Source organism: Streptomyces sp. NPDC028314, from assembly GCF_055565795.1.
In genome coordinates this window covers 63,516-87,657 of record NZ_JBVHTP010000010.1, presented here as the reverse complement: position 1 = coordinate 87,657, position 24,142 = coordinate 63,516, and the positions used below count along the sequence as shown (strand labels likewise).

The window sequence follows — 24,142 nt, the reverse complement described above, 5'->3', positions numbered from 1 at the left end:
TTCAAACACGGGTCAGCTGTGGGCCGTGCGCCGCCTGCGCGCGAGGAAGACCGCGCCGGCGCCGGCCGCGATCACCGCGCCCGAGGTGCCGAGCAGGGCGCCGGCCGGGATCTCGGCGCCGGTCGAGGCGAGGTTGCCGCCCACGCTCCCGCCGCCGCCCGCGCCCCCGCCACCGCCCACGCTCCCGCCGCCGCCCGTACCGCCCGACCCGCCGGTGGTGCTGCCGCCGGCGGCGGGGGCGGTGACGTCCTTGTCCACGGACACGGTGAGGTTGACGTCGTCGACCCGGTCGCCCGCCTTGTACAGGGAGCCGCCGGTGGCATCGCTGGCGAAGGCGGCGGCGCCGTCCGCGGTGAGGGCGGTGCGGACGCCGTTCAGGGCGAGCAGGCCGCCCTTGGTCCTGTACTCGGCCTTCGACAGGTCGAGGGTGGCGAAGGCGACGTTCGGCTTGCTGCCGGTGGCGGTCTTCACGTCCAGGACCAGGGTGCCCTTGGCGCCCTCCGCGTCGATGCGGACGTTGCCGAAGGTCATGTCGATGCCGTGGGCCGCGTACTGGAAGCGCAGGTTGCCCTCGAAGGAGGCGTTGAGCTTCGCCTTCCCGGTGTCGAGGGTGCCCTTGCCGCCCGCGAAGGAGAAGGTGTCGCCGGCGGCCGCGGCGCCGCCCGCCGGGGTCACGGTGCCGCCGGCGCCCTGGACGTACTTGCGGAAGGACTCCTTGACGCCCCAGCGGAGCGTGCCGCTCTGGATCTGCTGCGGGCCGTCCCCGGCCGGGGCGCCGGTGGAAGCGGAGGCGGTCGGCTTCGGGCCGGTCGACGCCGAGGTGGAGGGCTTGGGGCCGGTGGAGGCCGAGGTCGAGGGCTTCGGGTCGGTGGAGGCCGAGGTGGACGGCTTCGGGCCGGTGGACGCCGAGGTCGAGGGCTTCGGGTCGACGGGCGGCTTCCCGAACTCCAGGGCGGCCGTCAGCGGGTCGCCGGTCTTGCCCTCGTAGGAGGGGGAACCGAGCTGCCCCGCCGCCTCCTTGGTGAGGGTGGTGGCCAGCTTGTCCATCGCCTGGCCGGCGAAGGCGACGTTCGCGAGCGGGACGGCTCGGGTGAGGACGCCGTTCTTGGTGACGTCGGCGACGAGCTTCTTGGTGCCGGTGTCGAAGCGCGGGTTGGCCAGGGTCACCTCGAAGCCGTGGGCGACCGACTTGAAGGTGACGCTGCCCTTGAAGGCGGCGGTGACGACGTTGCCGCCCGCGTGGTCGTACTGGCCGGTGGCCGAGCCGAAGCGGAAGGTGCCGTCCGCGTTCTTCGAGGCGCCGTCGGCCACGGTGATCTCGCCCTGCGCGGCGGTGGTGACGTACGTGCGGTAGCTGGCCAGGACACCCCAGTCGAGGGTGCCGTTCACGATCGGCGTGGGCGCGGTGGGGCCGGCCGCGACGGCGGCCGGGGCGGCGCCCGCCAGCGTGGCGGGCAGGACGAAGGCGGTGGCGCCGAGCGCGGCGGCGGTGACGAGGGCGGCCGCTATGGCGACCGGGCGGGGGTGGGACGACATGGCTGAGTACTCCTGGAGCCTGAAAGGGCAAAAGGGGAAGGAGGAAGGGCGAAGGGCGAACGGGGAACGGGGAAAGCGGGCGGGGCCTTACGGCTGGGCGTCGGCGGGGTCCGAGGCAGCGGAACCGGCCGCGGCCGTGCGGCGCCCGCGCTGGACCAGGAAGGCGGCGCCGCCGGCCAGGACCAGCAGGGCCAGGCCGAGCGCGACGTACAGCCCGGCGGGCGTGCCCTGTTCGGCGCTCACCGCCCGGGCGGGCAGCGGAGCGGGGGAAGCGGGCGCCTGGGCGGGCGGGGAGGGCGCGGCGGTGGAGCCCAGGTCGGGCAGGGCGGGCAGCTTCGCGTTCGCGTCCAGGGCGACGGCCAGCGAGACGGGGTCCATCTCGGTGCCGGCCTTGTACATGGAGTTGAAGGCCTGGGAGCCGCCCTCGGTGAGGGTGGCCGGGGCTTCGGTGAGGGTGGCGAGCCCGCCTTCGGTCTTGAGGCCCTTGGCGTCGAACTCGACGAGCGCGACGGCGTTCCTGGTCTCGGTGGGGGTGGTGACGTCGGCGGTCAGGACGCCCTTGCCGTTCTCCACCGTGACGCCGACCTTGCCGAGTTTGAGGTCGAGGTGGGCGCCGGTGAACTGGACCGTGCCGGCGAAGGCGGCGGCCAGGGCGCCCTTCTGCGCGTCGTACGTGCCCTTGCCCTGCGGGAAGCGGAACAGCGCGCCGCCGTCCTGCGCGCCTTCGGCGAGGGTCCACTTGCCCTGGCCGATGGAGCCGGTGACGTACTCGCGGAAGGTGCGCCGCACGCCCCAGTCGACGGCGGCGTCGGTGAAGGCGCCCTGCCCCTGCGGGACGTGTGCGCCCTCGGCCGGTGCTCCCGGCTGCGTCGCGGCGGGCGGCTGCGCGGGCTCGCCTTCGGCCGGGGCGGCCTTGACGTCGGCGGACAGCGAGACGGGGTCGAGCTGCGTGCCGGCCCCGTAGTAGCCGGCGAAGGCCTTGGCGCCCTCGGCGGTGAGGGTGGCCGGGACGTTGGTGAGGGCGAGCGGGGTGCCGCCGCCCTTCATGTTGATGCCGCCGAGGCCGAGGGTGGCGAAGGGCACCTGGGACTGGGTGCTGACCGCGCCGGTGTCCTTGGCCTTGCTCGACACGTCGGCGTAGAGGGTGCCGCGACCGCCGGAGATCTTGACGGTGGGCCGGCTGACGGTGAGGTCGAGTTCGTACGCACCGTCGGGCTTCTGGTGGCCCTGGAAGGTGACTCCACCGGTGAACGCGGCGTCGAAGGCACCGCTGTCGGGGTCGTAGGAGCCGGTCGCGGAGTGGAAGCGGAACAGGCTGCCGCCGGCCGTGGCCGCTCCGTTCTTCAGCTTGAAACTGCCTTTCGCGACCGGGCCGGTGACATAACTCTGGAAAGACGATTTGATGCCCCAATCGAGCCGGCCCCCCTGCACGGTGCGCTGCGCCGCCTGGGCGGCGGTGGCCGGGAGCAGGGCTCCCAGCAGGGCCGTCAGCAGGGCGACGGCGAACGCACGGGCAGGTCTTGCGGACATGAATGTCCCCTTCGGGGTCTGGCCAATAAGGTTAGGCTAACCTAAGCTAACCCCGGCCGAGAGAGGAACCCCTCGGTCCACGGAACCTTCGACAACTCCAGTCGGACGATCAGGACGGTGCCTTCGTGCCTACGCCCGCCGCGTCAACCCGCTTCCCCCGGCTAGCGATCGCCGTGGCCGCGACGGCCCTGGCACTCACCGCCGTGACGGGCTGCGCAGGTACGGCCACCCCGGCGGGCACGCCCGCCCGCTCCGGCACGGCCGCCGCCCCCGACCGGGTGGAACCCCTCGCCCCGGCGCCGGGGCCCGCGCTCCCCGTGACCGTGCCCTCGGCCGACGGCACCCAGGTGACCATCACCTCGGCGGACCGGGTCATCCCGCTGACCGGCAGCCTGAACGAGATCGTCCACACCCTGGGCCTCGGCGACCGGGTCGTCGCCCGGGACATCACCGCCACCTTCGAACAGGCCGCCCCGCTACCGGTGGTGACACGAGCCCATGACGTGTCGGCGGAGAGCGTGCTGTCGCTGCGCCCGACACTGGTGCTGGCCGAGACCACCACCGGCCCCGCCGAGGCGGTCCGGCAGATCCGCGACGCGGGCATCCCGCTCCTGGTGGTCGCCCCCGCGAAGGCGCTGGAGGACGTACCGGCGCGGATCACGACGGTCGCCGCCGCGCTCGGCGTCAAGGAGGCCGGTGCGCAGCTGAACCAGCGCACCGCCGACCGGATCGCCGCCGCCCGCAAGGGCATTCCGGCGTCCGCGGCCGGCAAGAAGCCCCGGGTGGCCTTCCTCTACCTGCGCGGCACCGCCTCCGTGTACCTGCTCGGGGGCTCCGACTCCGGCGCGGCCTCGCTGCTGGAGGCCGCGGGCGCCGTGGACACCGGCAAGGAGTCGGGGCTCGGCAAGGACTTCACCCCGATCACCAGCGAGGCCCTGGCGGCCGCCGCGCCCGACGCGATCCTGGTGATGTCCAAGGGCCTGGAATCCGTCGGCGGGCCGGACGGCCTGGTGAAGATCCCGGGGGTCGCGCAGACCCCCGCGGGCATGGACCGGCGCGTGGTCAGCATCGACGACGGGGTACTGCTGGGCTACGGCCCCCGCACCGACCAGGTCCTCACCTCCCTGATCTCCCAGCTCTACGGCAAGGCCTGACGTGACCCTCTCCTACGAGTCCCCGCGCACGGGCGGGTCCACGCCGCGGCCCGCGCCGCCCGAGCGGCCCCCCGCCCGCGGCCGGTCGACGGCCCTGCTCCTCAGCGTCGGCCTCGTCACGGTGCTGCTCGTCCTCGCGCTGGTCTCCGCCGGGGTCGGCGCGTACCGGATCCCGACCGCGGACGTACTCGCCTCCGTGCAGCACCGCCTCGGCCTCGGCGGGGCCGCCCTCGACCGGGTCGGGGAGAGCGTGCTGTGGAACGTACGGCTGCCCCGCGTCGTGCTCGCCCTGCTGGTCGGCGCCTCCCTCGGCTGCGCGGGCGCGCTGATGCAGGGGGTGTTCGGCAACCCGCTCGCCGAACCGGGCGTCATCGGCATCTCGGCGGGCGCCGCCGTGGGCGCGGTCGCCGCGATCGCCCTGGGCCTCGGCTTCCTCGGCAACTGGACCATCACCGCCTGCGCCTTCGTGGCGGGCCTGGTCACGGTCGGCTCCGTCTACCTGCTGTCCCGCAGCGGCGGCAGGACGGAGGTCGTCACGCTGATCCTCACCGGAATCGCCGTCAACGCCTTCGCGGGCGCCCTGATCGGCCTGTTCGTCTTCTTCGCGGACAGCGGCCAGGTCAACCAGATCACCTTCTGGCAGCTCGGCTCCCTCGCCCAGGCCACCTGGCCCAAGGTGCTCGCCGTGCTGCCCTGCGCCCTCGCCGGACTGCTCGTCGCCCCCTTCTACTCCCGCAAGCTGGACCTGCTCTCCCTCGGCGAACGCCCGGCCCGCCACCTCGGCGTGGACGTGGAGCGGCTGCGGCTCGCCCTGATCCTGGTCGTGGCGCTGCTGACGGCGGCCGCCGTCGCCGTGGCCGGGATCATCACCTTCGTCGGTCTGCTGGTCCCGCACCTGCTGCGGATGGCGAACGGCCCCGGGCACCGCTTCCTGGTGCCGGGCAGCGCGCTGGCCGGAGCCGTGGTCCTGGTCGCGGGCGACCTGGCCGCGCGGACGCTGGCCCAGCCCGCCGAACTGCCGCTGGGCGTGCTGACCGCGCTGATCGGCAGTCCCTTCTTCTTCTGGCTGCTGCGCCGGACCCGCCGCAAGCAGGGAGGCTGGGCATGATCGCGTCCTTCGGCCGGCACAGGCGGAGCATCCCGGCCCGTCCCGAGCCCGGCACGCCCTGCGCGGAGGCCGTGGACCTCCACGTACGGCTGGGCCGGCGCGAGGTGCTCGCCGGGATCGGGCTGACCGTGCGGGCGGGCGAGGTGCTGGCCCTGGTCGGGCCGAACGGAGCGGGCAAGTCCACACTGCTGGCCGCCCTCGCCGCGGACCTGCCGGCCTCCTCGGGGACCGTACGGATCGACGGGCGCCCGGTGGGCGACTGGTCGGCCCCCGATCTGGCCCTGCGCCGCGCGGTGCTCCCCCAGTCGGCCGCACTGTCCTTCCCCTTCGCGGTGGAGGACGTCGTACGGATGGGCCGCGCGCCCTGGGCCGGCACCCCGCTGGCCGATTCCGACGAGGAGGCGGTGGCGCGGGCCATGGCGGCCACCGAGGTGGAGGGCTTCGCCGCCCGCCCCTTCGACGCGCTCTCCGGCGGCGAGCGGGCCCGGGTCGCGCTGGCCCGCGTACTGGCCCAGGCGGCCCCGCTGCTGCTGCTCGACGAGCCCACCGCGGCCCTGGACCTGCGCCACCAGGAGCTCGTGCTGCGGATCTGCCGGGAGCGGGCGGCGGCGGGGGACGCGGTGGTGGTGGTCCTGCACGACCTGGGCCTGGCGGCGGCGTACGCCGACCGGGCGGCCGTGCTGCACGACGGGCGGACAGCGGTGGAGGGGCCGCCGTCCGAGGTGTTCGAGGACGCCCTGCTGAGCCGGGTCTACCGGCAGCCGGTGGAGGTGCTGCCGCACCCGCGCGGCGGTGCCCCGCTGGTGGTTCCGGTACGGGGCGGCGGCTGACCGGGAGCGGCTCGCGGTCGTTCCGCCGTACGGAACGGTCACTCCTCGCTTGACCGCGGCTTGACCCTGTCATGGGGTCTTCATGAGGGGCCCGTAACGGCCCCGTGTCCGGAGGCCGCCGGTGTGCGCTGTATCACTGGACGTGCGGGGATGGGTCAGGTAAGCCTCGGTTAAGTTAGGTCCGCCTCACCAGCCCTCCCCCTCGCCAGGAGCCCCGTATGCGTCCCGCCCGCCTCAGCGTCATCACCGCGGCAGCAGTCGCCGCCGCGCTCACCGCCGTGACCGGCTGCGCCGACAAGAGCGACGCGGGTGACGACGCGATCCGCGTAGCGGCCTCCGACAGCGCGTGCGAGGTCTCCACGAAGGAGTTCCCGGCGGGCAAGGCGACCATCGAGGTCGAGAACAAGGGCTCGAAGGTCACCGAGGTCTACGTCCTCTTCCCGGACGGCCGCATCGTCACCGAGCGCGAGAACATCGGCCCCGGCACCAAGGCCACCATCACCGCCGAGATCAAGGCGGGCGACTACGAGATCGCCTGCAAGCCCGGTATGACGGGCGACGGCATCAAGCAGCAGGTCAAGGCCACCGGCAAGGGCACGGCCGAGAAGCGCAGCCCCGAGATGGACGCCGCGGTCGCCGCCTACCGCCAGTACGTGGAGGCGCAGGCCGTGGAGACCCTCCCCAAGGCCCAGGCCTTCGCGGACGCGGTCAAGGCGGGCGACGTCGAGGCGGCCAAGAAGGCGTACGCCGCGTCCCGCATCGGCTGGGAGCGCACCGAGCCGGTCGCCGAGTCCTTCGGTGACATCGACCCGAAGGTCGACGTCCGCGAGGACGGCCTGGAGGCCGGCCAGGACCCGGCGAAGGACTGGACCGGCTGGCACCGCCTGGAGAAGGCCCTGTGGGCCGACAACAAGATCGGCGACGACGAGAAGAAGCTCGCCGACACGCTGATGGCCGACCTCGCCGACTGGCAGAAGAAGGTCGGCCAGGCGGAGATCACCCCCACCTCGATGGCCAACGGCGCCAAGGAGCTCCTCGACGAGGTGGCCCAGGGCAAGGTCACCGGTGAGGAAGAGCGCTACAGCCACACCGACCTGGTCGACTTCAAGGCCAACGTCGAGGGCGCGCAGAAGGCCTACGAGCTGCTCAAGCCGGTCGCCGCGAAGAACGACCCGGCCCTGGCCACCGAGCTGGACAAGCAGTTCGCCGCGATGAACACGCTGCTCGACAAGTACCGCGCCGACAAGAACGGCTACGAGTTCCAGTCGTACGAGACCGTGAACCCGGAGCAGCGCAAGGAGCTCTCGGACGCGGTCAGCGCCCTGGGAGAGCCGCTCTCCAAGCTCGCCGCCGCAGTCGCCAAGTAACGCGTCCCGAGGGTGTCCGCCATGTCTGAAGATCACAGCACCACTGCCGAAGGCAGCGCGCCGTCCCGTCGGTCCGTGCTCGGCTGGGGCGGTGCCGGGCTCGCGCTCGGCGCCGCCGCGGCGGGCGGCACGGTGGCCGCGCTCACCAGCGGTTCGGACACCGTTCCCGCCGGGATGACCGGCGAGGCGGTGCCGTTCCACGGCAAGCACCAGGCGGGCATCGCCTCCGCGGTCCAGGACCGCCTGCACTTCGCCGCGTTCGACGTGAAGACGAAGGACCGCGCCGAGCTGGTGCAGCTCCTCAAGGACTGGACCCGGGCCGCCGAGCGGATGGCCGCCGGTCTCCCGGTCGGCGAGGGCGCCGTCGGCGGCCTGCCCGAGGCCCCGCCGGACGACACCGGCGAGGCCCTCGGCCTCAAGCCGAACCGGCTCACGCTGACCATCGGCTTCGGACCCTCGCTCTTCGCCAAGGGCCGCTTCGGCCTGGAGGACAAGCGGCCCGAGGCACTCGTGGACCTGGAGCTGTTCCCGGGCGACAACCTCGACCCGGCCCGCAGCGGCGGCGACCTGTGCGTCCAGGCCTGCGCGGACGACCCGCAGGTCGCGGTGCACGCGATCCGCCAGCTCGCCCGCATCGGCTTCGGCAAGACGGCGGTGCGCTGGTCGCAGCTCGGCTTCGGCAAGACCTCGTCGACCACGCCCGAGCAGCAGACCCCGCGCAACATGATGGGTTTCAAGGACGGCACCCGGAACATCGCGGGCACCGACACCGCGGCCCTCGACAAGCACGTGTGGGTGTCCGCGGCCGACGCCAAGGGCCCCTCGGCGTGGATGGCCGACGGTTCGTACCTCGTCGCCCGCCGCATCCGGATGAACATCGAGATCTGGGACCGCACTCCGCTCCAGGAGCAGGAGGACATCTTCGGCCGCGACAAGGCCGAGGGCGCGCCGGTCGGCAAGTCCAAGGAGCGCGACGAGCCGTTCCTGAAGGCGATGAAGCCCGAGGCGCACGTGCGCCTCGCGCACCCGGACAGCAACAACGGCGCGACCATCCTGCGCCGCGGTTACTCGTTCACGGACGGCACGGACGGACTGGGCCGCCTCGACGCGGGCCTGTTCTTCCTCGCCTACCAGCGGGACGTCCGCACGGGCTTCGTGCCGATCCAGCGCAACCTGGCCAAGTCCGACGTCCTCAACGAATACATCCAGCACGTGGGTTCGGCCGTCTTCGCCGTCCCGCCGGGCGTCCGCGACAAGGACGACTGGTGGGGCCGGGCGCTGTTCTCGTAGTTCCGTAGACGCGTAGGAGAACCACGTGTTCAGCAATTATCTGATCGGTCTGCGCGAGGGGCTGGAAGCCAGCCTGATCGTCTGCATCCTGGTCGCCTACCTGGTGAAGACCGGGCACAAGGACCGGCTCGGACCGCTGTGGCTCGGCGTCGGCCTGGCCGCGGCGGTCAGCCTCGGCTTCGGCGCGGCGCTGGAGTTCGGCACCCAGGAGCTGACCTTCAAGGCGCAGGAGGCGATCGGCGGCTCCCTGTCCGTCATCGCCGTGGGCCTGGTGACCTGGATGGTCTTCTGGATGAAGCGCACCGCGCGGCACCTGAAGTCCGAACTGCACGGCAAGCTGGACGCGGCCCTCGCGATGGGCACCGGCGCACTGGTGACCACCGCCTTCCTGGCCGTCGGCCGGGAGGGGCTGGAGACCTCCCTGTTCGTGTGGCGCTCGGTCAAGGCCGCCGGTGACGGCGCCGGCCCGCTGACGGGCGTGCTGCTCGGCATCGCCACCGCGATCCTGCTGGGCTGGCTGTTCTACCGGGGCGCCCTGCGCATCAACCTGGCCAAGTTCTTCACCTGGACCGGCGGCATGCTGGTCGTGGTCGCGGCCGGCGTGCTGGCGTACGGGATCCACGACCTCCAGGAGGCCGACTTCCTGCCCGGCCTGCAGAACAAGGCCTTCGACATCAGCGGGGCGATCCCGCCGGACAGCTGGTACGGAACCCTGCTGAAGGGGACCTTCAACTTCCAGCCCGATCCGACGGTGTTCCAGCTCGTGGTGTGGGCGCTGTACCTGCTGGTCGTCCTGACGGTCTTCCTGGTCCCGGTAGGGTTCGGTCGGTCGGCGGGGGCGAAGGGGCGGAACAGCGGCGATGGGCAGCAGCAGAAGGACGGCGGCCGCACTGGCTCTGGCACTGGCGGCGGCCCTGCCGGTGACGGCGACGGCCGGGTGCGCGGCGGGGTCGACTCCTAGGCCGGCAGCGGCGGGCCCGCAGGCGGTCCGGGCCAGGACCGACGCCGAACGGGAGGCCGCGCGGGCCCTCACGGAGTTCCTCGACGCCTACAACCGGGCCGAAGCGGCCTCGGACGAGGCGCTCCTGGACCCGGTGGTCACCGGCCCCTACGGCGAGATCAAGAAGGCGGGCCTGCGCGCGAACCGGGCGGCCGGCACCCACGCCCGCGGCGGCTTCGAGGAGCTGCGCCTGACCGGCGCCCGGTACGCGATCCCCGGCCCCGGCAGCGGCCGGGGCGGGCCCCGCTTCTTCCTCGCGGACACCGACAGCAACCGCGACGCCGGCACCGACAAGGCCGACAGCCGCGTCCTGCTGCTCTTCACCCGCCAGGCACCCGAGGAGCCCTGGCGGGTCGCGCACGTCGCGGTGCTGTCCCCGGACTCGGTGCCGGAGTTCCGGCGGGACGCGGCCGGCTGGGCCGAGGCCGCCGACCCGGACGCGGCGGACCTGGCGATGGCGCCCGGGGAACTGAGCCGGAGCTACGCCCGGTACCTCACGGACGGCATGCCGAATGGTTTCGCCTCCGGGCCCGAGACCACCGGCCGGCGCGCGGTCCGCTCCGAGGACGCGAAGCTGCCCGGCGTGACGGCCGCCTACGAGGACCGGCCCGCCGACACGGGCGGCTACGCCCCGACCGGCCTGCGCACGTCCGACGGCGGCGCGCTGGTCTTCTTCGCGTCCCGGCACGTGGAGCGGCTGAGGATGACCCCGGCGGCCGCGTCGGGCCCGGCGTCCCCGCTGTCCCAGGGCGTACGGGCCCTGCTGCGCGGGGTGTTCACGGACACCCTGGTCACGGAGCAGCTCTCGGCCCAGGCGGTGACCGTTCCCCCGGCCTCCGCACCGGACGCCCGCGTGGACTTCGTGGCCCGCAGCCAGGGGCTGGTCTCGGCGACGGCGGACTAGGCCCTCTCTTTCGGATCTTGCGGGTCAGAGCCGGTGCGGACATGGGCGCGGCCGCATCACGGCAACGACCGCGTGAGCCATGCCACTTCACCGCTGTCCTCCGTGGAGACGCGGTCCCGCTCGAATCCGAGCTTCTCGAGGACGCGGAGCGACGGCGTGTTCCACGTGCCGACGGTCGACCAGAGCCGCTTCCGCCCGGTCGCGACAGCGGCATCGAGCACCGCGCCGGCCGCCTCGGTGGCGTAGCCGCGCCCGTGCGCGTGCTGGAACAGCTCGTACGCGATTTCCGGCTCCTCCAGGGTGGCGCGGCCGATGATCAACCCGCAGTAGCCGATGAAGTCGCCTTCGGCACGGCGCTGGATGGGCAGCAGGGCGATCCCCGTCGTCTCCGTTGCGGTGAGCAGCTCCGCGATGGCCGTCCGGATGCGCTCGACCGTGGGCGTCCCCTTGCCGCGTTCGCAGAGGAGGGCGCGGAACTCGGCGGCGTCCGACTCGGCCCACGGCCGCAGTATCAGCCGCTCGGTCTCCAGGTGGAACGACATCGTCTCGTATGTGGACATGCCCGTACTCTGCCCCACGGGTCACCACCGGCTACAGGGTGGGTGCCAGGCGGGCCGTGATCGGGACCGGGACCGGGCTCACCAGAGCCGGTCCACCGTCCCCGGGTACAGCGGGACCCGGATGCCGGTGAAGGCGGCCCGGGCCGCCGCCGGGTCGGGGGTGAAGAAGGCCGCCAGGACGGTCTTGTCGAAGCCGGGGGCGTCGGTGGCCAGGGGTTCGGCCGGGGTGCCGCCGACCAGGACCGTGCCCGGGAGGCGTTCGAAGCCGGCCGCCTCGTAGAACGGGCCCAGCGGCCGGTCGCAGCTGAACAGCGCCAGGTCCACGCCCGGGTCGGCGGCCAGGACGGCCCGGGCGGCCGCGACCAGGCGCCCGCCGAGCCCCTGCCCCCGCAGCTCCGGACGGGTCACCACCGCGCTCAGCCCGGCGGCCCGCCAGGCCCGCCCGGGCAGCCTGATCTCCTTGTGCAGCAGCGCCAGCGAGGCGGCCACCGCCCCTTCCCCGTCCCGCAGCACCACGGCCCGGGGTGCGAGCGCCGGGTCGTGCCCCGCCCCCGCCCCGGGCCAGGCCCGCTCCTCCAGGGCCCGCACCTGGGCGGCGAGCCCGGCGGGCAGCACCTCGTACGTCTCGGCGCCTGCGGCGGCCCGCCCCCGGCCCGGCGTCATGCGATCCGCACTCCGGCCCCGCCCACCCGCACCCGGGGGTCGCCGGCGCGCAGCTCCACCGTCAGCACCCCCGGGCGGCCCATGTCCTCGCCCTGATGCAGGGTCAGCAGCGCCTCCGCCGGGACCAGGCCGAGCTCCCGGGCGTACGCCCCGAAGGCGGCCGCGGCGGCTCCGGTGGCGGGGTCCTCGACGACGCCCCCGACGGGGAAGGGGTCCCGTACGTGGAACACGGCGGGGCCCTCGCGGTGCACCAGCTGGACCGTGGTGAGGTTCAGGCGCCGCATCAGGGCCTCCAGCCGGGCGAAGTCGTACGCCAGGTCGGCGAGCCGGGCGCGGGTGGCGGCGCCGAGCACCAGGTGGCGGGCTCCGGCGTAGGCGATCCGCGGCGGGATCGCCGGGTCCAGGTCGGCCGCGGGCCAGTCCAGTGCGGCCAGCGCCTCGGCCAGGTCGGCGCCGGCGATGTCCTCGACGTGCGGTTCGACGCTGGTCAGGGTGGCCCGCAGTCCTTCGCCCGGCTCCGCGGAAACCGTGACCGGGACCGGTCCGGCCGGGGTGGCGAACAGCAGCTCGCCCGGGCCGATCCGCTCGGCCAGCGCCACGGCGGTGGCCACGGTGGCGTGCCCGCAGAACGGCACCTCCGCCTTCGGGCTGAAGTACCGCACGGTGAAGGACCGCCCGGGCTCCCCGCCCAGGCCTTCCGGCGGGGAGGTGAGGAAGGCGGTCTCGCTGTAACCCAGTCCGGCGGCGATCTCCAGCATCGCGGCCTCGTCCAGCCCGGACGCGTCGAGCACGACCCCGGCGGGGTTGCCGCCCGCCGGGTCCGCGGAGAAAGCCGTGTAGCGCAGCACTTCTGTCGTCATGATCGGCTCAACCCCGGCCCCCGGGCCCGCATTCCCGGTCCGCCGCCGCGTCCGCCGTCCGCCGCCGCGGTCCGCCGCCGCGTCCGCCGCCCGCATTCCCGGTCCGCCGCCGCGTCCGCCGCCCGCCGTCCCGGTACGGGTCAGCCCCGGCCGCCGCCCCGGCTCGGATCAGCCCCGGCCGATGTACGGCATCGCGCTCGCCATGACCGTCGCGAACTGGACGTTCGCCGCGAGCGGCAGTTCCGCCATGTGGAGCACCGTCCGCGCCACGTCGGCCGCGTCCATCACCGGTTCCACGGCCAGCTGCCCGTTGGCCTGGAGGATGCCGGTCTGCATCCGCTCGGTCATCTCGGTCGCCGCGTTGCCGATGTCGATCTGCCCGCACGCGATCCCGTACGCCCGCCCGTCCAGCGACAGCGACTTCGTCAGGCCGGTCATCGCGTGCTTGGTCGCCGTGTAGGCGATCGAGTTCGGGCGCGGCACGTGCGCCGAGATGGAACCGTTGTTGATGATCCGGCCCCCCTGCGGGCTCTGGGCCTTCATCACCCGGAAGGCGGCCTGCGCGCAGAGGAACGATCCGGTGAGGTTGACGTCCACGACCGAGCGCCAGGCCTCGTACGTGATGTCCTCCAGCGGGACCCCGGCCGGTCCGAAGGTGCCCGCGTTGTTGAAGAGCAGGTCGACCCGTCCGTACCGGTCGCGTACCGTCTCGAACAGCGCGGCGACGTCGTCCGGATCGCTCACGTCCGCCCGTACGCACAGCACGTCCGCGTCCGCTCCGGCCGCCTCGGCGGTCTCCCGCAGCGGCTCGGGGCGGCGGCCGGCCACGGCCACCGACCAGCCGGCGCCGGCCAGGGCGAGGGCCACGGAACGGCCGATCCCGGAACCCGCCCCGGTCACCACAGCGATCTTGTTTCCACGTGCGTTCATGGGGCCGCAGGGTACGTCACACCGGACATCCGCCCACGGACGTTCCGATAGCTGAGAGCATGGACCGCTCAGGGGTGCGAAAAGAAGACAAAAAGACTGGAGTTCCGCATGTCGGAGAGAGGCCCCTCGCCGGCCCCCTCGCAGGAGTCGTCGCACGAACCGGTCCCTGTCCAGAACGGCGTCCCAGCCGCCGGCGCCGCACCTCTGAAGGCCGCGCGCCGCACCGGACTGCTCGTCACCTTCATCCTGGGCGGGCTCACCGCGCTCCCCCCGCTGTCCATGGACATGTACCTGCCGGCGCTGCCGGAGGTCACCGACGCCCTGCACAGCCCGGCCGCCACCGTCCAGCTCACCCTGACCTCCTGCCTCGCCGGCATGGCGCTGGGCCAGCTGGTCATCGGCCCGATGAGCGACAAGTGGGGCCGCCGCAGGCCGCTGCTGATCGGCATGATCGTCTACGTGCTCGCCACCGCGATCTGCGCCCTCGCCCCGACCGCCGAGCTGCTGATCGGCTTCCGGCTGCTCCAGGGCCTGGCCGGCGCGGCCGCGATCGTGATCGCGCGGGCCGTCGTACGCGACCTCTACGACGGGGTCGAGATGGCCCGGTTCTTCTCCACCCTCATGCTCATATCCGGGACCGCCCCGATCATCGCCCCGCTCATCGGCGGCCAGGTGCTCCGCTTCGCCGACTGGCGCGGGGTGTTCGTCGTCCTGACCGCCGTCGGCACCGCGCTCACCCTGGTGGTCTGGCGCCGGCTCGACGAGACCCTGCCGCCCGAGCGCCGCCAGACCGGCGGCGTGGGCGCGGCGCTGCGGACCATGCGCGGGCTGCTCGGCGACCGGGTCTTCGCCGGGTACACCCTGGCCGGCGGTTTCGCCTTCGCGGTGCTCTTCTCCTACATATCCGCCTCGCCCTTCGTGGTGCAGGAGATCTACGGCGCTTCGCCGCAGGCCTTCAGCCTGCTGTTCGGCCTCAACTCCGTCGGCCTGATCGTCGTCGGCCAGATCAACGGCAAGCTGCTGGTCGGCCGGGTCAGCCTGGACAAGGCCCTGGCCGCCGGGCTCGCGGTCATCACCACCGCCTCGGTGGCGCTGCTGCTGATGTCGACCGGGGTCTTCGGGGAGGTCGGGCTGGTCCCGATCGCCGCCGCGCTGTTCGTCCTGATGTCGGCGATGGGCCTGCTGCTGCCGAACACCAACGCGCAGGCGCTGATGCGCACGCCGCACGCCGCCGGATCGGCCTCGGCGCTGCTGGGCACCTCCTCCTTCCTGGTCGGAGCCGTCGCCTCGCCGCTGGTGGGCATCGCGGGCGAGCGGACGGCGGTGCCGATGGCTCTGGTGCAGCTGGTCTGCTCGCTGCTGTCGGTCGGCTGCTTCCTCGGGCTGTGCCGGCCGTGGCAGAGCCGGGAGCCGATGGCTGCCGCCGGGGCCTAAGGGCCGGGCGGCTGCCCGCCGGTCGGGCCCGGGCCGGACGGCTGCCTTGCCAGCCGGGCCGGGCGGCAGCCCTGCCGGTCGGGCCCGGGCCGGAGCCGGCTGCGGCGCGCCCCGGCCCGCGGTGTCCGGCGCCGTGGGCCCGGGCGGCGCTTCCGGCGCGTCACCCGGGCCCGCGGCGGCGCCGTAAACTTCGCAGGTGAACGCCTCCGTCCCCACCACCGCCGAAACCCTCCGGTCCGCGCTGGGCGGGCTGCTCGACGGGCTCCCCCCGAAGCAGGCCACGGCCGCCGTCGAGCGGCTCATCGCCAACTACCGGGGCACCACCCCGACCGACGCGCCCGTCCTGCGCGACCGCTCCGACGTGGCGGCGTACGCGGCGTACCGGATGCCGGCCACCTTCGAGGCCGTACGGTCCGCCCTGGACGGCCTGGCCGCGGCCGCCCCGCGGTGGCAGCCGGCCTCGCACGTGGACGTGGGCGGCGGCACCGGGGCCGCGACCTGGGCGGTCGACGCCACCTGGGGCGGCCCGCGCGAGACGACCGTGCTCGACTGGGCGGAGCCGGCGCTGGTCCTGGGCAGGGAACTGGCCGCGGCCTCCACCTCGCAGGTGCTCCGCACGGCCGAGTGGCGGCGGGCCGTGATCGGCTCCGGGATCTCCCTGCCCGAGGCGGACCTGGTGACCGTGTCGTACGTGCTCGGCGAACTGACTCCGCAGGCCCGCCGGGCGGTCGTCGCCGAGGCCGCGCGCGCGGGCCGGGCCGTGGTGATCGTCGAGCCGGGCACGCCCGAGGGGTACCTGCGCGTCCGCGAGGCCCGCGAGCAGCTGATCGAGGCCGGGCTGAAGGTGGCCGCGCCCTGCCCGCACGACGGTGCCTGCCCGATCGAGGTCGGCAAGGACTGGTGCCATTTCTCGGCCCGGGTCAGCCGGTCCTCCCTGCACCGGCAGATCAAGGGCGGCTCCCTCCCGTACGAGGACGAGAAGTTCAGCTACGTGGCCGCGACCCGCTTCCCCGCGGAGCCGGCCGCCTCCCGGATCACGCGCAGGCCGCAGATCCGGAAGGGGCTCGTACTGCTGGACCTGTGCGGTCCGCCGGACGGTGACGCGCCGGGCCTGACCCGGGCCACCGTGACCAAGCGCCACGGTGACCTCTACAAGGCGGCGCGGGACGCCGACTGGGGCCAGGAGTGGCCGCCCACGGAGCCCTAGGGCTCCTGCTCCGGCATCCTCAGCTCCTGGGTGCAGCACTTCACGCTGCCGCCGCCCTTGAGCAGCTCGCCCAGGTCCATCGGGACCGGCTCGAACCCCCGGTCCCGCAGGGGCGCCAGCAGACCCGTCGCGGCCTGCGGGAGCAGCACGTGCAGTCCGTCGGAGACGGAGTTCAGCCCGAAGGCCGCCGCGTCCTCGTCGTCCACGACGAGGGCGTCCGGGAAGAGGCGTCGCAGAACCGCCCGGCTGCCCGGCGAGAAGGCCTGCGGGTGGTACATGATCTCGTCGCCGTCGAGGACCGACAGCGCCGTGTCCAGGTGGTAGTAGCGCGGGTCCACCAGGTCGAGACCGATGACGGGGCGGCCGAAGAACTCCTGCGCCTCGTCGTGCGAGAGCGGGCTGGACCGGAAGCCCCGGCCGGCCAGGATGTAGGTGGCGGTGACGGCGAAGTCGCCCTCGCCCTCGTTGATGTGGGACGGCTCGTGGACCTCGGTGAAGCCGTGGTCCCGGAACCAGTCGAGGTGGATCTCCGCCTCGGCCGAGCGTTCCGGATGGGCGAACCGGGCTCCGAGCACCCGGCCGTCGACGACCAGCGCGCCGTTCGCCGCGAAGACCATGTCGGGCAGGGCGGGGTCCGGTACGAGGGTCTCGACGGTGTGTCCGAGGGCGCGGTAGCGGTCCCTCAGGTCTTCCCACTGGGCGAGTGCGAGGGGCAGGTCCACCGGTTTCGTGGGATCCATCCACGGGTTGATGGAGTACGTGACCCTGAAGTGCGTGGGAGGGCACATCAGGTACCGCCGGGGTGTGGCGTCTCTGCGCAATGAAGGCTCCTCACGGTGATGAGAAGAGAATCGTCTCTCCTGAACGCAGACAGCGCAGTGAACTGATTGGGTGGTTTATCGCAACGGACGGGACACAAGACGCCGCGTCTCGCATTGGTACGTTGGCCGTATGACGAAGACTCCCGACGCGCGGTCCCGCAACACGAAGTCGCCGGAGGCGAAGGCTCCCGACGCCGCCCGCCGCAGCGACCGTTCCCGGCGGGCCATCCTCGACGCCGCCCTCGCGCTGCTCGGGGAGGCCGGCTACAACAAGCTGACCATCGAGGCCATCGCCGCCCGCGCCGGAGTCGGCAAGCAGACCATCTACCGCTGGTGGCCCTCGAAGGCGGCGGTCCTGCTGGACGCCTCGCTCGCCCGTTTCGGGGAGGCCGAGGCCGACATCGAATGGACCGGCTTCCCCGACACCGGGGACCTGGCCGCCGACCTGAAGTGCGTACTGCGCGCGACGGTGGACCAGTTCAACGACGAGAAGTACGAGGTCCCCGCGCGCGCCCTGACCGCCGCCGGGGCGACCGACCCCGAGCTGGGCGCGCGGTTCACCGAGCAGCTGCTGGAACCCCAGCTCGCCCTGTACGAGGAGCGGTTGCGCACGGCCCGGGAGGCGGGGCAGCTCGCGCCGGACGCGGACCTGCGGCTGACGGTGGAGATGCTGGTGGGGCCGCTGACGTACCGGTGGCTGCAGCGGACGGCGCCGCTGACGCACGCCTACGCGGACGCGCTGGTGGACGCGGTGCTGCGCGGGGTCGGCGGGGTGGGGAAAGTCACCGGCTCCTAGCCCCCGGGCCCAGGCCGCCAGGCCCCGGCCGCCGGGCGGCCGAGAAGATACGGCCGGATTCTGTGGTTATGTGGGGACCCCGGGTTCGGGGGTGCGGTCACCCGGAGCGCAGGATGGTGGGACCATGTGAGGGTCTGCCGGGGCAACGGTGAGGTGAGGGGATAGATGGGGTCTGAGTCCGGCCGCGTCAAACGCGGCGAGCAGAGCAGGATTTCCCAGTGGCTGCGCCGCCGGCCGAAACCCGCTCCCGAGGACCCCGGTCAGGAACGCGAGGCCCTGCTGCTGGCCGTCGCCGCCGCAGGCCTCCCGATCGCCCCCGCCGCGCATCCCGCCGGCTACCGATGTTCGTGCGACCGCATCGGCTGCCCCACCCCCGCGCGACATCCGGTCTCCTTCGCCTGGCAGACCCAGTCGACGACCGACCGCGCGCAGATCGAGCGCTGGGCGCGCAACCAGCCCCAGGCCAACTTCATCACCGCGACCGGCATGGTCCACGACGTACTGGACGTGCCGCTCGAAGCCGGCCGCGACGCGCTGACCCGCCTGCTGGCAGCCGGTGTGGAGGTGGGCCCGGTCGCCGAGTCCGGCGGTACGGGCGACCAGGCGCGGATGCTGTTCTTCACGGCGACGCGGGGTACGCCGGAGGACGAGGACGAGTGGTGGCCGTGCGAGCTGGACTGCCACCCCGAGACGATGGACGAACACCCGGGCCTGCGCTGGCACTGCCGGGGCAGCTACGTCCTGGTACCGCCCGCGGCCCTGCCGGGTGACCTCGCGGTGACCTGGCTGCGGGGCATGGAGCACGCGCTCCCGGACCCCCTGACCCTGCTGGAAACCCTCACGGACGCCTGCGCCCTCTACGCGGGCGCCTCCGCCCAGACCCCCTCCGCCGTAGCCTGGCCGCTGGGCCGCTGACCCCGGCCCGCCGGGTGCCCGCGCGGCCCGGCGGCCGGCTCCGGCCGCGCGTCGGCGCGGGAGCCGGGCGGCAGCCGCCTCGCACGCCGGCGCGGGAGCCCGGCGGCAGCCGCCTTCAGTGGATCTGCGTCACGACCACGTCCAGGGACCAGGCCTTCGCCGGCTTCGCGGGAGCTTCGGCCTCCACGGTGTAGCCGAGGTCGCGCAGGGCCGTCACCAGTTCGGCCGGGGACGCCGGGGACGTCCCCGCGAGCAGCAGGTCCCGGATCAGCCGGCCCTTCGTGGCCTTGTTGAAGTGGCTCACCACGGACCGCTTCTCCACCCCGTCCACCATCTGCGCGTGCAGCACCCGCACGGTGGCGGTCCGCCCCGCCGTCTCCCCCTTCGGCTTCCACGCGGACGCGTACGCGGAGGAGCGCAGGTCCAGCACCAGCCCGTCCCCGGCCGCCTCCGGCATCACCGACGCCATCGGCTCGCGCCAGTACGCGCCCAGCGCCCCCAGCCCCGGCAGCTTGACCCCCATCGAGCACCGGTACGACGGGATCCGGTCGGTCACCCGTACCGCGCCCCACAGCCCGGAGAAGACCAGCAGCGACCGCTCGGCCAGCGCCAGGGCCGGCGCGGGCAGCGAGGACAGGCCGAGCGCGTCGTACAGGACGCCCGTGTAGATCTCCCCCGCCGGACGCGCGACGGCCGTGCGCAGCTCTGCGTTCTTCGCTACCTCGCCCCGCAGCCCCTCGCTCAGCCCCAGGACCTCGCGCGCCTTCAGCTCGTCACCGGCGCACAGCTCGACCAGTTCCTCCAGCACGGCCGCCCGCGCACCGGCCAGCCCCGGCAGCGACAGCGACTCGGGCTTCAGCGGTGCGCCGGAGCCGCCGGCGGCCTTTCCCTCGGAGGGCGGCAGCAGCACGAGCACGGTGGTTCTCCTTCAGTACGACACGGCGCAGGGGGTGCGGCCCCCGAGCCAGGGTAGACGGCTCGACGAGCCACCGAGGCCCGGCGGCCATAGGCTCGGTCCATGCCACGCCGTCACATGCACATGACCGGCGCAGACGGGGCTGCTCTGCGGACCGCGCTGCGTGAACTGCGGACGAAGCTGGGCGTGCCGCAGGAGTTCCCGCCCGCGGTGCTCGCCGAGGCCGAGCGGGCCGTGCGCGAGCCGCGGCTGCCCGCGTACGACGCGACGGACATCCCCCTCTTCACCATCGACCCGCCCACCTCCGTCGACCTCGACCAGGCCATGCACCTGGCGAAGCGGCCCGGCGGATTCCGCGTCCACTACGCCATCGCGGACGTGGCCGCCTTCGTCGCCCCCGGCGGCGCCCTCGACACCGAGGCCCACCACCGGGTCACCACCTTGTACTTCCCCGACGCGAAGGTCCCCCTGCACCCGGCCGTGCTCTCGGAGGGCGCCGCCAGCCTGCTGCCCGGCCAGACCGCCCCCGCCCTGCTGTGGCGGTTCGACCTGGACGCCGACGGCCGGGTGGAGGGCGCCGAGGTGCGCCGCGCCCTCGTCCGCAGCCGCGCCAAGCTCGACTACGCGGGAGTCCAGAAGGCCATCGACTCCGGTACGGCGGAGGAGGCCGTGGCCCTGCTCAAGGACGTCGGCGTCCGCCGCGAGGCCCTGGAGACCGAGCGCGGCGGCGTCTCGCTGGACGTGCCCGAGCAGGAGATCGTCGAGCGCGGGGGCTCGTACTCCCTGGCCTACCGGGCCCCGCTCCCGGCGGACGGCTGGAACGCCCAGATCTCCCTGATGGCCGGCATGGCCGCGGCGGACCTGATGCTCACGGCCGGCACCGGGATCCTGCGCACCCTGCCCACCGCCCCCGACGGCGCGGTCGGCCGGCTGCGGCGGGTGGCGAAGGCCCTGCGGATCGACTGGCCGCACCACGTCCCGTACGCGGAGCTCGTCCGCTCCCTCGACCCGCACGTCCCGGCGCACGCCGCGTTCCTCCAGGAGTGCACGACCCTGCTGCGCGGCGCCGGGTACACGGTCTTCACCGGCGGGCAGACCCCGGACCCGCTCCTGCACGCGGCGGTGGCGGCCCCGTACGCGCACTGCACCGCGCCGCTGCGGCGGCTCGTCGACCGGTACACCGGCGAGCTGTGCGTCGCGGCGGTGGCCGGGACCGAGCCGCCGGAGTGGGCCGTCGCCGCGCTGGCCCGGCTCCCGCAGGAGATGGCGGAGGGCAGCCGGCTGGCCAACTCGGTCGAACGGGAGTGCCTGGACCTGGTCGAGGCCGCCCTGCTCAAGGGCCACGTCGGCGAGACCTTCGAGGCGACGGTCATCGACGTCAAGGAGCGGGAGCCGCTGGTGGGCACGGTCCAGCTGGAGGAGCCGGCGGTGGTGGGCCGTGTGGAGTCCCCGTCCGGGCAGCTGCCGCTGGGCGAACGGATCCGGGTCCGGCTGACGCGGGCGGACCCGGGCACGACGAAGATCCTGTTCGCCCCGGCGTAGCCGGTTCGGCCGTCCTCTCTGGCCGCGGGCCCCGGCTCCTGTCATCATCTGCGCACCGCGCGGCGACCGAGGCCGCGCAACGCCTTGGGGAGGGGCCGGAGATGGGGTCCGTCGACGTTCCCGCACGGCCGCCCGCGGACCGGCCCGGACACCCGCCCGCGGACCGGCCCGGGCCGTCGCCCGCGCGCCCGCTGACCCGGCCGCCGGCCCCCGCACTGCGCCCGTACATCGTCAACTACACCGGTTTCCGTACGGAGTTCACCGCGCCCCGGCACCGGCTGGAACTGCCCACCGGCCTCGTGACGCTCGTCTTCACCTTCAGCGAGGGCCTGTGGGTGACCCGCACCGGAGCCGAGCCCGGCACGGCACGCCTGGTGCCCGCCTCCCGGGCGCTGATCAGCGGCCCCCGCACGGCTCCCGCGCTCGGGGTGCACGCGGGCACGGTGCACGGGCTGGAGGTGAACATGAGCCCGCTGGGCGCCTACCGGCTCTTCGGCATCCCGATGGTGCACTTCGGGCAGACCCGGGTGGACCTGACCGAGGTGCTCGGCCGGGACGGGCGGCACCTGGCGGAGCGGCTCCGGTCGCTGGGCGGCTGGCGGGAGCGGTTCGAGCTGCTCGACGCCCTGTTCACCGCCCGCCTGGACCGGGGGCCGGCCGTCGCGCCCGAGGTGCGCGGGGCGCTGGCCCTGCTGTGGGCCGACGGCGGGTCCCTGGCCCGGGCGACGGCGGGGACCGGGTGGGGCGCCCGCCATCTGCGCGCCCGCTTCCGGGAGCAGGTCGGGCTGTCGCCCAAGGCTGTATCCCGGGTGTTCCGGCTCCAGCACGCCCTGCGGCAGCTGGCGGCCGGGGTGGCGCCGGCCCGGGTGGCGGCCGCCTGCGGCTACCACGACCAGGCCCATCTCAGCCGGGACGTGAAGGCGCTGACCGGGCTGCCGCCCTCCCGGTTCGCCCTGCTGCGCGGCGGCCTGCCGCCGGGTTCGGCCCTGGACCGGGTGCCGGGCCGGATCACGAGCGTGCTGCTGTGAACAGCCGCCGAGCGGCGCCGCGGGCCCGCTTTCCGTCCCCAGCCATCACTTGCCGTCGTGTGCCGTTTTTGACAAGACAGGGCCGGTCCGGCTTGCCACGCTCGGCGCAGGACCCCGCACTGCGCCGGCTCGTCACGGGGGTGCGAGCCGTCGCAGTGCGGTGACCAGCGCGCGCGGGTCGTCGGCGTGGAAGCGGATCACCGCGGCCAGGCCGCGCCCACCGAGCGGCCGGACGAACGGCACCGGGCGGGTCAGCTCCAGCGTCACGGACGTCTGGCTCCCGACGATCAGGTCGAGCACCCCGTCCTCGTCCAGCGTGACCAGCCGGCCCTCGGGGTAGCGGCGGTCGACCCGGACCGAGGCCACCGCGTCCGGCGGGACGGTGAGGTCGAAGAGCGCGCCGTAGCGGATCCGCAGGGAGCCGTCGGCGCGGACCACGTGCGGCCGCTTCACGCAGGCCGCGTGCAGGGCCAGCATCAGCAGCACCCCGTACACGTCGAGCACGAGCACCACCCGGTGCACGGCGGGCCAGGGGATGAGGTAGGCCAGCGCGACGGTCTCGACCACCGACACGAAGAGCAGCCCGTACATCATGGCCGTCTGCGGGCCGGTGTACCCGGCGGCGAGGTCGCCCGCGCCGACTCCGTGCGGCGGCCGGCGCAGCGTCCACCGCCCCAGCGAGGCGGCGGCGCGCAGTTCGTGCAGCACCATCCGCAGGACCGGCGTGGGTACGACGGCACGTACGGCCCCGCGCCAGGCCGCCCCGGGGCCGGCGCCGCGGGCGCGCTGCTCGGCGTACAGCCGGCTCAGCACCCAGCCCTCCAGCAGCAGCACCCCGAGCACCAGGACTTCGGCCGCGGCCAGGACCCAGCCGGGCAGCCGCACCCCGGCCACCACGCACACCACCAGCACCAGCTCTCCCGGTATGACCGCGGTGGCGGCCAGCCGGGCCGCCCGGATGCCCCTCATCCCCTGCCCCTCTCCATGAACGCCTCCATGACCCGGCGTACGACCTCGGCCTGCGCGGGGGCGTACTCCGCCAGCAGCGCCTCCTTGAACCCCGGCGCGAGCGGCTGCCCGTCGGCCGGGATCGCCTCGAACACCTCGTCGGGCACGGCCGCCACCAGCTCGGCCGCGAGGCCCGGGATCCGCGGATCGTCGGCCGGCGCCCCGGCCAGCTCGTCGAGCCGCTCGTACAGCGCGAGTACGGCCGGATCGGCGGCCAGCGGCCCGAGCACGGCGTAGAGCTGCTCCCCGCCCACGCCCGTCGCGTCGAGCAGCGTCAGGTGCTCGCGGTCCATCGCGGCGCTCGGTGACGCCGTCCGCGGCGCCTTGGCCAGCAGCGCCGCCAGCCCGGGCGACAGCGGCTCGACCTCGCCGGGCGGCGCTGCCAGCAGCAGGGCGAGGCGCCGCCTGCGCTCGGCCAGTTCGGCCTGCTGGCGGGCCAGGTCGGCGTCCAGCTCCGCCAGTACCTCGGCCAGCTCCCGCCCCGCGTCGTCCGCGAGCACGTCGCGCACCTCGTCGAGGCTCAGCCCGAGTTCGGTGAGCCTGCGCACGCGGGCCAGCAGGACGGCATCGCGCACGGTGTAGGCCCGGTAGCCGTTGGGGCGCCGCTCCGCTTGCGGGAGCAGCCCGACGTGGTGGTAGTGCCGGATCGCCCGGGTGGTGAGCCCGACGAGCGCGGCGATCTCTCCGATCCGCATGGAGCCAGTAGAAACCCTGCCGCTGCGTCAAGGTCAAGCGGTCGCGGA

At 74.1% G+C, this 24,142-nt stretch carries 22 protein-coding genes and 1 pseudogene; 13 read left to right on the top strand and 10 right to left on the bottom strand.

Going from position 1 to position 24,142, the window contains the following annotated elements:
* Positions 1-12: 12 nt before the first annotated feature.
* Together ACZ4TG_RS22895 and ACZ4TG_RS22890 are read right to left on the bottom strand one after the other, a co-directional pair.
* Positions 13-1,536 (bottom strand): HtaA domain-containing protein, encoded by a 1,524-nt coding sequence (locus tag ACZ4TG_RS22895; protein ID WP_468165662.1) that lies wholly within the window; start codon positions 1,534-1,536, stop codon positions 13-15.
* A gap of 87 nt (positions 1,537-1,623) precedes the next feature.
* Positions 1,624-3,066 (bottom strand): HtaA domain-containing protein, encoded by a 1,443-nt coding sequence (locus tag ACZ4TG_RS22890; protein ID WP_468165660.1) that lies wholly within the window; start codon positions 3,064-3,066, stop codon positions 1,624-1,626.
* A gap of 125 nt (positions 3,067-3,191) precedes the next feature.
* Between ACZ4TG_RS22890 and ACZ4TG_RS22885 the strand changes: the two genes are divergently transcribed.
* From ACZ4TG_RS22885 to ACZ4TG_RS22855, 7 genes are all read left to right on the top strand, one after another.
* Positions 3,192-4,220, top strand: coding sequence for a heme/hemin ABC transporter substrate-binding protein (locus ACZ4TG_RS22885; protein ID WP_468165658.1), 1,029 nt, complete (start codon positions 3,192-3,194; stop codon positions 4,218-4,220).
* Position 4,221: 1 nt separating this feature from the next.
* Entirely contained in the window at positions 4,222-5,328 is a 1,107-nt protein-coding gene (locus tag ACZ4TG_RS22880) for a FecCD family ABC transporter permease (protein ID WP_468165656.1), read from the top strand.
* Positions 5,325-6,158 carry a heme ABC transporter ATP-binding protein gene (locus ACZ4TG_RS22875; protein ID WP_468165653.1) on the top strand — a complete coding sequence of 278 codons (834 nt, stop codon included), beginning with the start codon at positions 5,325-5,327 and terminating at the stop codon, positions 6,156-6,158. Before ACZ4TG_RS22880 ends, ACZ4TG_RS22875 begins: the two co-directional genes overlap by 4 nt.
* A gap of 218 nt (positions 6,159-6,376) precedes the next feature.
* Complete coding sequence (gene efeO, locus ACZ4TG_RS22870) at positions 6,377-7,525, top strand: iron uptake system protein EfeO (protein WP_468165651.1); 1,149 nt, start codon at positions 6,377-6,379, stop codon at positions 7,523-7,525.
* Positions 7,526-7,546: 21 nt separating this feature from the next.
* Positions 7,547-8,815, top strand: coding sequence for an iron uptake transporter deferrochelatase/peroxidase subunit (gene efeB / locus ACZ4TG_RS22865; RefSeq protein ID WP_468165649.1), 1,269 nt, complete (start codon positions 7,547-7,549; stop codon positions 8,813-8,815).
* Between the two features lie 25 nt (positions 8,816-8,840).
* Positions 8,841-9,776: an iron uptake transporter permease EfeU gene (gene efeU / locus ACZ4TG_RS22860; RefSeq protein WP_468165647.1), complete on the top strand. Its 936-nt coding sequence runs from the start codon at positions 8,841-8,843 to the stop codon at positions 9,774-9,776.
* Positions 9,676-10,719 carry an SCO2278 family lipoprotein gene (locus tag ACZ4TG_RS22855; RefSeq protein WP_468165645.1) on the top strand — a complete coding sequence of 348 codons (1,044 nt, stop codon included), beginning with the start codon at positions 9,676-9,678 and terminating at the stop codon, positions 10,717-10,719. Before efeU ends, ACZ4TG_RS22855 begins: the two co-directional genes overlap by 101 nt.
* A 56-nt stretch (positions 10,720-10,775) precedes the next feature.
* Here ACZ4TG_RS22855 and ACZ4TG_RS22850 read toward each other — a convergent pair whose 3' ends face one another.
* From ACZ4TG_RS22850 to ACZ4TG_RS22835, 4 genes are all read right to left on the bottom strand, one after another.
* Entirely contained in the window at positions 10,776-11,279 is a 504-nt protein-coding gene (locus tag ACZ4TG_RS22850; RefSeq protein ID WP_468165643.1) for a GNAT family N-acetyltransferase, read from the bottom strand.
* A gap of 78 nt (positions 11,280-11,357) precedes the next feature.
* On the bottom strand, positions 11,358-11,942 hold the full coding sequence (locus ACZ4TG_RS22845) for a GNAT family N-acetyltransferase (RefSeq protein WP_468165641.1): 585 nt from the start codon (positions 11,940-11,942) through the stop codon (positions 11,358-11,360).
* A complete protein-coding gene (locus tag ACZ4TG_RS22840) occupies positions 11,939-12,802 on the bottom strand; it encodes a PhzF family phenazine biosynthesis protein (RefSeq protein ID WP_468165639.1) in 864 nt (287 codons plus the stop codon). Before ACZ4TG_RS22840 ends, ACZ4TG_RS22845 begins: the two co-directional genes overlap by 4 nt.
* A gap of 168 nt (positions 12,803-12,970) precedes the next feature.
* Positions 12,971-13,732 (bottom strand): SDR family oxidoreductase, encoded by a 762-nt coding sequence (locus tag ACZ4TG_RS22835; protein ID WP_468165637.1) that lies wholly within the window; start codon positions 13,730-13,732, stop codon positions 12,971-12,973.
* 108 nt (positions 13,733-13,840) lie between these two features.
* Here ACZ4TG_RS22835 and ACZ4TG_RS22830 point away from each other — a divergent pair, with 108 nt between their 5' ends.
* Positions 13,841-15,166 (top strand): Bcr/CflA family multidrug efflux MFS transporter, encoded by a 1,326-nt coding sequence (locus ACZ4TG_RS22830; protein ID WP_468165635.1) that lies wholly within the window; start codon positions 13,841-13,843, stop codon positions 15,164-15,166.
* Positions 15,167-15,362: 196 nt separating this feature from the next.
* Positions 15,363-16,373: a small ribosomal subunit Rsm22 family protein gene (locus ACZ4TG_RS22825; RefSeq protein WP_468165633.1), complete on the top strand. Its 1,011-nt coding sequence runs from the start codon at positions 15,363-15,365 to the stop codon at positions 16,371-16,373.
* On the opposite strand, the pseudogene ddaH reads toward ACZ4TG_RS22825, so the two are convergent.
* A pseudogene (gene ddaH, locus ACZ4TG_RS22820) lies at positions 16,370-17,221 on the bottom strand (dimethylargininase); the annotation flags it as partial. The gene ACZ4TG_RS22825 and the pseudogene ddaH sit on opposite strands and share 4 nt — an antisense overlap.
* 103 nt (positions 17,222-17,324) lie before the next feature.
* Between ddaH and ACZ4TG_RS22815 the strand changes: the two are divergent.
* Positions 17,325-17,990, top strand: coding sequence for a TetR/AcrR family transcriptional regulator (locus ACZ4TG_RS22815; protein WP_468165631.1), 666 nt, complete (start codon positions 17,325-17,327; stop codon positions 17,988-17,990).
* Between the two features lie 165 nt (positions 17,991-18,155).
* Positions 18,156-18,905 carry a bifunctional DNA primase/polymerase gene (locus ACZ4TG_RS22810; protein WP_468165629.1) on the top strand — a complete coding sequence of 250 codons (750 nt, stop codon included), beginning with the start codon at positions 18,156-18,158 and terminating at the stop codon, positions 18,903-18,905.
* Between the two features lie 115 nt (positions 18,906-19,020).
* Here ACZ4TG_RS22810 and yaaA read toward each other — a convergent pair whose 3' ends face one another.
* A complete protein-coding gene (gene yaaA / locus ACZ4TG_RS22805; protein ID WP_468165627.1) occupies positions 19,021-19,821 on the bottom strand; it encodes a peroxide stress protein YaaA in 801 nt (266 codons plus the stop codon).
* A 102-nt stretch (positions 19,822-19,923) separates the two neighbouring features.
* On the opposite strand from yaaA, the gene ACZ4TG_RS22800 reads away from it, so the two are divergent.
* Positions 19,924-21,363, top strand: a complete 1,440-nt coding sequence (locus ACZ4TG_RS22800; protein WP_468165625.1) for an RNB domain-containing ribonuclease — start codon at positions 19,924-19,926, stop codon at positions 21,361-21,363.
* 101 nt (positions 21,364-21,464) lie between these two features.
* On the top strand, positions 21,465-22,391 hold the full coding sequence (locus ACZ4TG_RS22795) for a helix-turn-helix domain-containing protein (protein ID WP_468165623.1): 927 nt from the start codon (positions 21,465-21,467) through the stop codon (positions 22,389-22,391).
* 132 nt (positions 22,392-22,523) lie between these two features.
* Here ACZ4TG_RS22795 and ACZ4TG_RS22790 read toward each other — a convergent pair whose 3' ends face one another.
* Together ACZ4TG_RS22790 and ACZ4TG_RS22785 are read right to left on the bottom strand one after the other, a co-directional pair.
* A complete protein-coding gene (locus ACZ4TG_RS22790) occupies positions 22,524-23,360 on the bottom strand; it encodes a hypothetical protein (RefSeq protein ID WP_468165621.1) in 837 nt (278 codons plus the stop codon).
* Positions 23,357-24,094, bottom strand: a complete 738-nt coding sequence (locus ACZ4TG_RS22785; protein WP_468165619.1) for a MerR family transcriptional regulator — start codon at positions 24,092-24,094, stop codon at positions 23,357-23,359. The genes ACZ4TG_RS22790 and ACZ4TG_RS22785 overlap by 4 nt, the downstream gene beginning before the upstream one ends.
* Between the last annotated feature and the right edge of the window lie 48 nt (positions 24,095-24,142).